The sequence below is a fragment of the Pseudomonas sp. 6D_7.1_Bac1 genome, assembly GCF_025465945.1.
In the GTDB taxonomy this organism is placed as follows: Bacteria; Pseudomonadota; Gammaproteobacteria; order Pseudomonadales; family Pseudomonadaceae; genus Aquipseudomonas.
In genome coordinates, this window is the sequence record NZ_JANLNW010000020.1 from 169975 (window position 1) to 181979 (window position 12005).

Consider the following 12005-nt stretch of genomic DNA (forward strand, 5'->3'; position numbering starts at 1 on the left):
GTGGCGTCCAGTCAGTCGAGGCGCGTCGAGGGTGGCTCGGGTGGAGTCTTGCCTGCATCGGGAGGCGTGGCGGGTTTGACAGCATCGGTGGCCAGCACTAGCTGTTCCTGACCTGTCAGGTTTTTCAGGTGCACATCCACCTGACGGAAAGCGATGCTGATGTTGTTCTTCTTGAACTCACTGTTGATGAACCGGTTGATTTCATCGAGTGCCGGGTTGCGGTCGCCGAGGTCACGGACATGAATACGCAGCTCGTGTTCCAGGGTGCTTTCACCGAAATTCAGGAAAAACACCGAGGGCAGAGGGTCTTTAAGCACGCGCGGGTTTTCCATGGCGGCTCTGAGCAGCAGGGTTCGCACCAGTTCCAGGTCCGAATCGTAGCCGACGCCCAGCTTGAGGGTCACCCGGGTCACGGTGTCGGTCAGCGACCAGTTGATCAGTTGCCCGGTGATGAACGTCTTGTTCGGGACAATGATGTCCTTGCGGTCGAAGTCGGTGATGGTGGTGGCGCGGATACGGATCTTGCTCACCGTGCCCGATAGGGTGCCGATGGTGATCGTGTCGCCGATTCGTACCGGGCGTTCGAACAGGATCATGATCCCGGAGATGAAGTTGGCGAAGATCTCCTGCATGCCGAAACCCAGACCGACCGAGAGCGCGGCCACCAGCCATTGCAGTTTGTCCCAGCTTACGCCGAGGGTCGACAGGGTTGAGACAAAACCCACGCCGGCAATCGCATAGGTCAGCAGGGTGGTCGTGGCGTAAGCGCTGCCCTGGGCCAGGTCGAGCTTGGACAGCACCAGCACTTCCAGCAAGCCTGGCAGGTTTCGCGCCAGGGCCATGGTGATACCGATGATGATCAATGCGCCAAGCATGTCGCCGATGCTGATCGGCACCATGCTCATGTTGGCGCCAGTACCGCTGGTGTATTCGTACAGGGTGATGTTGTCCAGGTACGAAAACACCGTGATCAGGTCTTTCCAGACCCAATACAGCGCAGCGATGAAACCGCCGAGCAGGGCCAGACGGATCAGGCGCAGGGATTGTTCGTTGACCTTCTCGATGTCCAGGGTCGGCTCTTCGACGATCGCTTCGCCGTCGCCGGCTTCCTTGGCAGCCTGGCGTTTGGTCAGGGCGCGCTGGTAGGCCAGACGCCGCGCCGCGACGGCCAGGCCGCGCACGAAGGTGGCCTCGATCACCAGCCAGAACATCAGCAGGTACAGGGTGTTGATCAACCGGTCGCTGAGTTTCAGTGCGGTGTAGAAGTAGCCAAAACACACGGCAATGAACAAGGCGATCGGCAGTGCGGTAAACAGGATGCCGACGGCTTTGCGAAACAGTGAGGCGCTGTTATGCGTCGGGCTGTTGATCAGCAGGCGGCTGAGCAACCAGGCCATCAAGGCGTAGCAGGTCAGTACCACGGCGATGCCGAGCACGTCGTCCGCCAGGGCCGCCGGTTGCAATTCGGCAACCGCCACCACGGCGACCAGCGCCAGTACGACCATCCCCAGACGACGGATCCAGCCGCGAAGGAATTCCACTTGCGGTTTTTCCCAGCGAAAGTGCAGTTCCGCCACGCCGCCCGGCGCAAGGATCCGGTACGCGGTGTAGAACACCAGCCACGCCTGGGCGATTTGCAGCAGGGCGGCACCGAGGTTGGCGTTTTGCCCGCGGGCGTCGATCTGCAAGGCGAAGCCGCACAGGGCCAGAGCCAGTGACACCGGCATCGCCAGCAGCACGTTGATCAGAATCGCCTGCGGTGTGTGCCACTGGCTGTCACGTTTGAAGTGACCGATGTCCTTGTGCACCTTGTTCAGCCGCGCATAGAGGTATTTGCGTCGCCACACCAGGAAGCCGATCAGCAGCACCAGCGGCAGGAACAGCAGGGGTCGCTGGGTCAGGCCATCGCCCAGCTCACTCAGGCTCGACGCCCACGGCAGGGTGTTGACCTGTTTCACCAGACGGTCCGGCACACCGCGCATCCACTCGAAATCCAGCGGCTTGTTGCTGGGGATCCAGAACATTTGTTCGTCGAGGGTCGCGCGCAGGCTCTGGGCGGTGGTGAGCAGTTGCTTCTGGTTCAGTTGCAGGGTGATGGATTCGTTGAGCAGCGCACTCAGTTCACGGCTCAGGCGCTCCAGCAGGTCGGCACGGGTGACCGCCAGGTCCAGCAGGTTTTTGCGCAGTTGCGGGGTGACCTGATCGGGTGGCTGGCTCGCCAGCAAGTTATCCACATAGGCAGTGGGCGTGCTGATCAGTTCGCGCTGTTGATTGACCTCGAACTGGTACAGGCGAATGTCGGCAATATCGTTGGCCAGGTTCCGGTCAAGCTTGAGGCGTGGCAAGGCCTGCTTTTGTTTGTAGAGAATCTTGGACAGCAACAGGCTGCCCTTGAGTACGCTGATCTGCTCGTCCAGCGCGGCGTCGCTTTGGGTCACGCTGTCGAGTTGCTGCTTGGTTTGCAGGTTCTGCTGGGTCAGTTCGTTGAGGCGGTCGGTGCTTTTGAGCAGGTAGTCGGAGAGCTTCAGGTTGGCAGCGCTTTCCGTGGCCAGCAGATTGCTGCCGCCCACCTTTTGCGCTTCGATCGATTGCTGAGTCACCGTCTGTTGAGACTGGGCCAGGCGCTTCTGGTTGATCAGGGTTTGCAGGTCCTGGATCTCCCGCTCCATGCGTGCGGTTTTTTCCAGCAGCAAGTCGTGTTGGCTGTTGCCCAGGTCCTGCAGCTGACTGTTGCCGGCCAGTTCCTGGCGACGCAACGGGATCAGCGCGTTCAACGCCGCCAGTTCGGCGTTGAGTGTGTCGCGTTGCTCGTTTGTCAGGGCTTTGCCGTTGTCTCTGCCCAGCTTGAGGATGCCGTTGATTTGCAGGATGCGTGTCTGGCTGGCGCTGATCTCGGCCTGGGCGCGCTCGGGGCGGGTCTGGGCGGTGATGATCAGGCTGTTGGCATCGGCCAGGGCTTTTTGCAGATCGCTTTGCTGGGTGCCGCGTTCAGTGAGCAACTGCTCGAGTTGTGGCACCGACAGGTTGGCATAACGTTGCTCGATCGGTACGACTTTGCTGGCCTTGAGGCGCTCCAGCTCGCGCTGGTTTTCGATGTTCTGCTTGGGCGCAGTGCTCAGTTGCTGCTTGAGGTCGTTCAGGCGATTTTCGTAATCGTCTCTGTTGGACAACTGGGTCAGCGTCTGTTGCAGCACCAGTTGCAGGGCTTTTTGATCGGCCTCCGGCAGTTTGCGCTCGGCGATCTTGTCGAGGCTCTTCTGGACGGTCTCGGCGGACGGCGGTTCGGCCGCTTGCAGAGTGCCGACGGAAAGACTGAGCCCGAGCAGGGCAATAGCAAAGAATGAGCGCAGAGTTGGCATAGAGACCGATCGAAAACGTAACGAAAAAGGGAGTTTAGAGGAACAACCCGGGGCCTGGGCGACTTCCTTCGGGGAATCTGACGCCCACTTTGGCAATCTTGTTCCCATCCATGACCGCGACCGTCCAAATGGTGTTGTTCCATTCCACCTGGTCACCGACCACCGGAGCACCGCCCACTTTCTGGGTAATGAAGCGACCCAGCGGCATGTCCGGATCGACGCCTTCAAGTTGCAGCCCGTACAGCGCTGAAACCGCGCCCAGCTGGGCGTCGCCTTCCAGAACGAAGTCGCCGAAGAAGCGCAAATCGAGGCCGCGTTGCGGTGCCTGGCTGAAGAGTTTTCCGAGCGCTGGCAGGTTGTGTTCATGGCCGATAACACACAGCAAATCGCCGACTTCGAGCACTGTACTACCCGACGGGTGGAGCAGTTGCTGGCCGCGGAACAGCGCCGCGATACGCGTGCCTTCGGGCATTTTCAGCTCGCGAAGGGCCGCGCCGATGCACCATTTTTCCGCGCCAAGACGATAAACGAACAGCTCCCACTCACTGGTGACGTGCACTTCGAGGGCGGCCCGGGAGATCGGCGCGGGCTCCGGCGGGACCATCACCTTCAGCAGTTTGGCGACCCACGGCAGGCTGGTGCCCTGCACCAGCAGCGACACCAGCACGATGAAGAATGCGAGATTGAAGTACAGCTGAGCGTTGGGCAGGCCGGCCATCAACGGGAACACCGCCAGAATGATCGGTACCGCGCCGCGCAGACCTACCCAGGAAATAAATGCCTTCTCGCGGCCATGGAAGGCCTTGAACGGCAGCAGGCCGACCATCACCGACAGCGGCCGCGCAAACAGAATCATCCACAACGCCAGGCCGAGGGCGGGCAGGGCAATGGGTAGCAAGTCGTGGGGTGTCACCAGCAGCCCCAGCACCAGGAACATGCCGATCTGCGCGAGCCAGGCCATGCCGTCGAGCATGTGCAGAATGCCGTGGCGGCTGCGCACCGGGCGGTTGCCGATCACCAGGCCGCACAGGTACACCGCGAGAAATCCGCTGCCGTGCAAGGCGTTGGTCAGGGCGAACACCACCAGGCCGCCAGCGATTACCAGAATCGGATACAGGCCGGCGGCCAGGTGGATTCGATTGACCATTTGCAGCATCAGCCAGCCACCGCACAAGCCGACGATAGCGCCGATACCGAATTGAAGAATCAAGTGGGTGACCAGGCTCCACTCCAGGCCGGTCTGGCCGCTGGCGAGCATGTCGATCAGGGTGACGGTGAGAAACACCGCCATCGGGTCGTTACTGCCGGATTCGATTTCCAGGCTGGCAGTTACCCGCTCGTTCAGGCCTTTGCCGCCCAGCAGCGAGAACACAGCCGCGGCGTCCGTGGAGCCAACGATGGCGCCAATCAGCAGGCCCTGGATCAGGTTCAGGTTGAACAGCCAGGCGGCGGCCATGCCGGTCAGCCCGGTGGTGATCAGCACCCCGACCGTGGCCAGCGACAGCGCTGGCCATAACGCCACGCGGAAACTCGCGACCCGGGTGCGCAACCCGCCGTCGAGCAGGATGACAGCCAGGGCGAGGTTGCCGACCAGATAAGCGGTGGGGTAGTTATCGAAGATGATGCCGCCGCCGTCGACACCGGCGGCCATGCCCACGGCCAGGATGATCACCAGAATCGGGATCCCTAGGCGCGACGAAAGTGAGCTCACCAGAATGCTCGCACCTACCAGCAACGCGCCGATCAAGAACAGGCTGTTGATGGTCGTCGCATTCAATGGCAGTACTCCGGAAAGCTTAAAGACGGGCGCAAACTGACCATGCAGTCTGCGTGCCAGCGATTCTAACCTGTTGAAATGTGATGCTGTCAAAAAGCTTTTGAATGCGCTCGACACCCCCCGCTCGAACCGTGCGAAGTCATCGTGGCGAGGGAGCTTGCTCCCGCTGGGTCGCGCAGCGGCCCCAAAACGGACGCTGCGGTCTTTCGAACAAATCGCACCAGCAGTTTTGCGGCTACTTCGTAGCCGAGCGGGGGCAAGCCCCCTCGCCACAGGATAGTGGTCGCCGTTAAAGGCTAAACCGCCCAACCATATTGTTCAGGTCCAGCGCCAGGCGCGACAGTTCGTTGCTGGCGGCGCTGGTCTGGTTGGCGCCGGTGGCCGATTGCACCGACAAGTCGCGAATGTTCACCAGGTTGCGGTCGACTTCGCGGGCCACTTGCGCCTGCTCTTCGGCGGCGCTGGCGATCACCAGGTTGCGCTCGTTGATTTCGACGATGGCGCTGTTGATGGTGTCCAGCGACATACCGGCGCCACGGGCGATGTTCAGGGTCGATTCTGCGCGTTCGGTGCTGTTGCGCATCGAGTCGACGGCGTGTTCGGTGCCGCTCTGGATGCTGCCGATCATGCGTTCGATTTCGCTGGTCGATTGCTGCGTGCGATGAGCCAGGGCGCGAACTTCGTCGGCCACCACGGCAAAACCACGGCCGGCTTCACCGGCACGAGCGGCCTCGATGGCGGCGTTCAATGCCAGCAGGTTGGTCTGATCGGCCAGGCCGCGAATCACGTCCAGCACCTTGCCGATGTCTCGCGATTCGTTAGCCAGGTCGCCGATCAGGGTGGCGGTGCTCTGCACATCCGCACTCATGCGTTCGATGGCGCTGACGGTTTCCTGCACCAGGTCGCGGCCGTCGCCGGCAGAGGTGGTGGCGTTTTTCGAGGCTTCGGAAGTGCTGACCGCATTGCGCGCAACTTCTTCCACGGCGCTGGTCATTTCGTTGACGGCGGTCGCGGCCTGTTCGATTTCGTTGTTCTGCTGGGTCAGGCCACGGGCGCTTTCGTCGGTGACGCTGTTCAGTTCTTCAGCGGCAGAGGCCAACTGAGTCGCGGAGCCGGAAATGCGTTGCAGGGTGTCGCGCAGTTTTTCCTGCATCTTCGACATGGCCAGCAACAGGCGACCGGCTTCGTCGGTGCCGTCCACAGTGATCGGGCGGGTCAGGTTGCCTTCGGCGATTTCTTCAGCGGCGCTCAGCGCTTTGGCGATTGGCTGGGTGATGCTGTTGGTCAGCAGCCAGGCAAACAGAAGGGTCAAGCCCGTAGCGATCACCAGCAAGGTCACCACCAGGTCGAAGGCCGAGGAGTACTGGTCGGCGGCTTTCTGGTTGAAGTCGGCGGCTTGATCATTGTTGATCTGCATCAGCCGGTTGAGCACGGTGTTCACTGCCTCGGAGTTGGTCAGCAGTTCGGTGTTGAGCAGCGTGCGCAATTCATCGACCTGATTGTTGCGCGACAGGCTCTTCATGCGGTCTTCCAGCTGACGGTACTGCCCCAGCAGTTGCACGTACTCATCGTAGGCCGCACGTTCCTGCGGGCTGCTGATGACTTTTTCGTAATCGGACTGGGCCGCGCGAATCTGCTGGCTGCGTTGATCGAACAGCGCGAGGGTCTTCTGCTGCACATCCGGTTCGCGGTTGGTCAGCAAGCGGTACGACAGCACCCGCTGGCGCAGGGCGATCTGGGTGAACTCATCCAGCGCCTTGATGCTCGGCACGCTGTTCTGAACGATGTCTTCACCGGCATTGCGAATCTTGCTCATCTGGTTCAAGGCGAACACACCCAGAATCAACATCAGCGCGCCAATCAGGGCGAAGCCTGTGAACGCCCGAGGGGCGATATTCATATTACGAAGGGACATGGTGTTCACCAAAAAGCGCGCATTGGCACAAGGTTTGAGACGGGTATGCATGACTTATCGGTCATACGACTAAAGTCTTGAGCGGCTGTGCGCTTTTGCCGCAGTCCGGTCGCACTGACGAGCTGTCAGGAACCAGATCGGACAATCGCAGTCTTTAAAACTCGCAAGCAAGGTCGCCGCCAGGTAAATCAAGGCTCTACGCCCGAATATCCCTGGCGCCTGTGGTGACTTTTCTTTATCGTACGCGCCCTTTGAAAATGCTCGGAAAATCAAAATGTTGGAAGCATCCCTAAGCCAATTGGAACAGCTGGTCAGCGACCTGGTGCAACACAATCAGGAACTGCTCGGCACAAACGCAACACTGAGTGCAGAACTGGCCCAGGCCAAGGATGAAAACGAAAGCCTGCAGCTGAGCCTGATGGAGCAGGAAGAGAAGCAGGGCGCCACGGTCGCGCGCATTCAAGCGTTGGTTGAGCGCGTGAGCGCAGGTCCTGTGAACGCATGAGACACGGTGCCGACGGGATAAAAGTCGTCTCGATTCTCGGGGAAGACTATTCGATCAAGGCGCCGGCCGGGGAAGAGCAGACCCTGCTGGACGCCGCGTTAATGTTGAAAGCGGTGCTGGCTGAGACCAAAAAGAAATACCCGACCCTGATCGGGGACAAACTGTTGGTGCTGACGGCTATGAACCTGTGTTCGCAGCAGCTCGAATTGAAAAAGCGCCACCAGCAGGAACTTGACCGTTACCAAGAGCAAGTCAGCGCCACGGTTGAAGTGATTTCGAAGACGATCAATCAGGCCTGATAGGCCTGCGCACAACCAAAGAGTGGATTGTCGGATTTGTTGTATACAATCGGCATGGCTGTTGCAGTAGTTTCGCCTCTTACTCTTTGGGGGGTGTTTCATGCAGTTCTGGCGACGCAGTATTCAATGGCAGTTGATCCTGAGTATGGGCACCGCCCTGCTGGTCAGTATTCTGATCGTGGTCGGCATCTATACCCTGGTGGTCAACCGCCTTGCCCAGAGCTATCTGATCGAGCAAGCACTGCCGTCGAGCATCGAAGCGATGCGCAACGACATCGAACGGATTCTGGTCCAGCCGCTCACCGCGGCCAAGGACATCGCCAGCAACAGCATGGTGCGCCAGTGGTTGGCCGAGGGTGAAAACAGTGCCCAGGCCAACGGCTTCGTCAGCTACCTGGAAGGCATCCGCGCCGAGCACAACGCCTTTACCGCGCTGATCGCAGGCACAGAGTCGGGCCACTACTACACCGAAAAAGGTCTTGATCGGACACTCAGCCGATCCAACCCTCGTGACGCCTGGTTCTATTCCTTCCTCGACAGCAATCAGCCGCGCACCCTCAATATCGACAAAGACACGGCTACCGGCGAATTGGCCCTGTTCATCGACCTTAAGGTTTCGCAGGGCGGCAAAGTGGTGGGCATTGCCGGGCTGGGCCTGAGCATGAAAGAGCTGTCAGAGCTGATTCACAACTTCAGCTTCGGTGCACGCGGCAAGGTCTATCTGGTGCGTTCCGACGGTTTGATCCAGGTTCATCCCGAGGCCGAGTTCAGCAACAAACGCCAGTTGGCCGAGCAGATCGGCGGCCCTGCGGCGCAAGCGGTGATGGGTCATCAAGGCCTGACCAGCAGCGGTTTTGTGCGCAATGGCGAAGACTACCTGGCCCTGAGCCTGCCATTGCGCGATCTGGGCTGGACCCTGGTGGCGGAAGTGCCGCAATCGCAGATTTACGCCGAGGCCCGACACGCAATGTGGGTGACCAGCGCCATTGGTCTGGGTGTTGCTCTGGTGTGCCTGTTATTGGTGGTGTTGCTGGCTCGCGGGCTGGTGCGGCCGATCCGTCAGGTAACAGTTGCATTGGTAGCGATTGGTAGCGGTGGTGGTGATTTGACTCAAAGGTTAGATTCCAGCCGCGCTGATGAGCTGGGTGACCTGGCTCGAGGCTTCAACCGTTTCCTTGAAAATCAACGCAACATGATCGGCGAAGTGCTGGCCACCAGCGAGCGTTTACGCACCGCAGTCGGGCAGGTCGCGCGGGTGGTGGAGAACACCGCCGAGCGTTCCGGTCGACAGCAGGAAATGACCGACATGGTCGCCACCGCCGTGCACGAGATGGGCCTGACCGTGCAGGAAATCGCGCAGAACGCCGGCAACGCGGCAGTCGCCTCGCAGACCGCTCGCGATGAAGCGCTACAGGCGCGTGAAGTGGTCGGCGGCTCTATCCGCCATATCGAAAGCATGTCCGACGAAATCGGCATCGCTGCCAGCGCCGTGAGTGAATTGGCGACTCAGGTAGCGTCCATCGATCAGGTGCTGGCGGTGATTCGCGGGATCTCCGAGCAGACCAACTTGCTGGCGTTGAACGCAGCGATTGAAGCTGCTCGGGCCGGAGACATGGGCCGAGGCTTTGCGGTGGTGGCGGATGAAGTACGGACGTTGGCGCGGCGTACGCAATCGTCCACCGATGAAATCCAGCAGATGATCGGCAACCTCAAGCAGGGCGCGGAAAACGCCGTGTCGTCGATGCACTCAGGGCAGGCGGCAACCGGCACAGGCGTTGAGTCGAGCCAGCGCACCGGAGCCTCGTTGACGGCGATTACCGGACAGGTCGAACGCATCAGCGACATGAACCATCAAGTGGCGACTGCCACCGAAGAGCAGTCGGCGGTGACCGAAGAGATCAACCGCAACGTGCAGGGGATTTCCGACCTGGCGAGGGCCACGGCTGGGGAAGTCAGGGCATGTCGTGAGGATTGCCAGACGTTGCAGCGCTTGGCCGATGATTTGGCGCGGCAGATGGGTGGGTTCAAGTTGAGTTGAAAGTTGCGTTGCTTGTACCGACGCCATCGCGAGCAGGCTCGCTCCCACAATGGTCCGCGTTTAACCAGACAACGCGTTCAAATGTGGGAGCGAGCCTGCTCCGGGCGGCGATCCGACGATTGGTTTTTGGCCATGTCACAAGGCGTTGGTCAGAACCACTCATCCTGCATGTTCAGACACGTATCATCCCGCGCCTCAAGAATCGCCAGTTCATGATGACAACCCGGCACTTCCCAGGTCAGGAAGTACCGCGCCGCTTGCAGCTTGCCTTTATAGAAGCTGACGTCCGCCGCATTGCCCTTGACCAGCCCTTCTTCTGCGCGGATCGCCTGTTCCAGCCAGCGCCAGCCAATCACTGTGTGACCGAATACCTTGAGGTATAGAGCCGAGTTGGCGAGGCTGCTATTGATCTTGCCTTGGCCCAAATCGGTCAGCAGGCCGAGGGTGACGGTTTGCAGTCGTGCCACCAGCGCTTCCAGTGGCTGGCGTAATGGGGTGAGTGCGTCAAACGCTTGCGCCCGCTCGGCGGTATCAGCGATCAGTCGAATCAACTGTTTGAGCCCGGCGCCGCCGTTCTGCGCCAGTTTGCGCCCCAGCAGGTCCAGCGACTGAATGCCGTGGGTGCCTTCGTGGATCGGGTTCAGGCGGTTGTCGCGGTAGTACTGTTCCACCGGGTATTCGCGGGTGTAGCCGTGGCCGCCGAGGATCTGGATCGCCAGTTCGTTGGCCTTGAGGCAGAACTCCGATGGCCAGGATTTGACGATCGGCGTCAGCAGGTCGAGCAGTTCATGAGCCTGTTTACGCCCGGCTTCAGTCTCAAGCGTGGTGGTGTCATCGAACAGTCGCGCTGCATACAAACCGAGGTCGAATGCGCCTTCGACGTACGCCTTCTGGGTCAGCAGCATGCGTTTGACGTCGGCGTGCTGAATGATCGACACCGGCGCAGTGTTCGGGTCCTTGCTGTCCGGCAGGCGACCCTGCGGGCGCTCGCGGGCGTATTCCAGCGAGTACAGGTAACCGGCGTAACCGAGCATCACCGCGCCCATGCCGACGCCGATTCGCGCCTCGTTCATCATCTGGAACATGCAGCTCAGGCCTTGATGAGGCTTGCCCACCAGGTAGCCGACACACTCACCGTTATCGCCGAAATTCAGTGCGGTGGAGGTGGTGCCGCGCCAACCCATCTTGTGGAACAGCCCGGCCAGCAGCACGTCGTTGCGCTTGCCCAGACTGCCGTCATCATTGACCAGGAACTTGGGCACGATAAACAGCGAAATGCCTTTCACGCCCGCAGGTGCATCCGGCAGCTTTGCCAGCACCATGTGCACGATGTTTTCCGACAGCGGATGGTCGCCACCGGAGATGAAGATCTTGTTGCCTTTGAGTCGATAGCTGCCATCGGCGGCCGGTTCGGCGCGGGTGCGGATGTCCGACAGGGAGGAACCGGCGTGAGGTTCGGTCAGGGCCATGGTGCCGAAGAAGCGGCCGTCGATCATCGGTTGCAGGAAGCGCCGCTTCTGCTCATCGGTGCCGAAGCTTTCGATCAGGTTGGCCGCGCCCATGGTCAGGAACGGGTAAGACGTCGTCGCGGCGTTGGCTGACTGGAAGTGCGCAAAGCAGGCTTGCGACAGCAGGGTCGGTAACTGCATGCCGCCGGCCTCGAAACTGCGTGCGGCGTTGAGAAAGCCTGCTTCGAGGAACGCATCCACCGCCGGTTTTACTTCCGGAATCAGGATCGCCTTGCCGTCTTCATAGCGCGGCTCGTTCTCGTCACCCTTGCGGTTGTGCGGGGCAAAGAACTTCTCGGCAATGCTGCGGGCGGTGCCAATGGCGGCGTCGAACGTCTCGCGGTTGTGCTCGGCGAAACGCTCGCGCTGGGTCAGGCCCTCGGCATCAAGGACTTCGTACAGCTCGAAAGCCAGATTGCGGGAACTGAGCAGCGTCTCGGACATGGCGGCCTACCTTGTATTGGAATGGACCGAGTCTAGGCGCGAGAAGGGCGGGCTGAACAGGATGATTGATGCGGGTGATGGTGGGGCAGGGCAGAGACTTAGCTAGCGACAAAAAGCAATTGTGGGAGCGGGGCGGGGGGGGGGGGGGGGGGGGCCCCCC

At 60.6% G+C, this 12005-nt stretch carries 7 protein-coding genes and 2 pseudogenes; 4 read left to right on the forward strand and 5 right to left on the reverse strand.

Annotated features, from left to right (window positions below):
- Positions 1 to 11 precede the first annotated feature (11 nt).
- The 4 genes and pseudogenes from mscK to NTD87_RS28020 all read right to left on the reverse strand — a co-directional run.
- On the reverse strand, positions 12 to 3359 hold the full coding sequence (gene mscK, locus NTD87_RS06205; protein WP_262112634.1) for a mechanosensitive channel MscK: 3348 nt from the start codon (positions 3357 to 3359) through the stop codon (positions 12 to 14).
- Between the two features lie 34 nt (positions 3360 to 3393).
- Complete coding sequence (locus tag NTD87_RS06210; RefSeq protein WP_262112636.1) at positions 3394 to 5136, reverse strand: potassium/proton antiporter; 1743 nt, start codon at positions 5134 to 5136, stop codon at positions 3394 to 3396.
- 289 nt (positions 5137 to 5425) lie between these two features.
- Positions 5426 to 6298 carry a methyl-accepting chemotaxis protein gene (locus tag NTD87_RS28015; protein ID WP_410017468.1) on the reverse strand — a complete coding sequence of 291 codons (873 nt, stop codon included), beginning with the start codon at positions 6296 to 6298 and terminating at the stop codon, positions 5426 to 5428.
- A 30-nt stretch (positions 6299 to 6328) separates the two neighbouring features.
- Positions 6329 to 7102, reverse strand: a pseudogene (locus tag NTD87_RS28020) (MCP four helix bundle domain-containing protein); the annotation flags it as partial.
- Positions 7103 to 7325: 223 nt separating this feature from the next.
- Between NTD87_RS28020 and NTD87_RS06220 the strand changes: the two are divergent.
- The 4 genes and pseudogenes from NTD87_RS06220 (at position 7326) to NTD87_RS28030 (ending at position 9893) form a co-directional block, all read left to right on the forward strand.
- The gene (locus NTD87_RS06220) at positions 7326 to 7556 is read left to right on the forward strand and encodes a hypothetical protein (RefSeq protein WP_123423862.1); all 231 of its coding nucleotides are present in this window, start codon (positions 7326 to 7328) and stop codon (positions 7554 to 7556) included.
- Entirely contained in the window at positions 7553 to 7855 is a 303-nt protein-coding gene (locus NTD87_RS06225) for a cell division protein ZapA (RefSeq protein WP_262112641.1), read from the forward strand. The genes NTD87_RS06220 and NTD87_RS06225 overlap by 4 nt, the downstream gene beginning before the upstream one ends.
- Before the next feature lie 145 nt (positions 7856 to 8000).
- Positions 8001 to 9026 (forward strand): annotated as a pseudogene (locus NTD87_RS28025) (cache domain-containing protein); the annotation flags it as partial.
- Between the two features lie 135 nt (positions 9027 to 9161).
- Positions 9162 to 9893, forward strand: a complete 732-nt coding sequence (locus NTD87_RS28030) for a methyl-accepting chemotaxis protein (protein WP_410017469.1) — start codon at positions 9162 to 9164, stop codon at positions 9891 to 9893.
- Between the two features lie 149 nt (positions 9894 to 10042).
- Here the strand turns inward: NTD87_RS28030 and NTD87_RS06235 are convergent, their stop codons facing one another.
- A complete protein-coding gene (locus NTD87_RS06235; RefSeq protein WP_262112644.1) occupies positions 10043 to 11845 on the reverse strand; it encodes an acyl-CoA dehydrogenase in 1803 nt (600 codons plus the stop codon).
- Positions 11846 to 12005 lie beyond the last annotated feature (160 nt).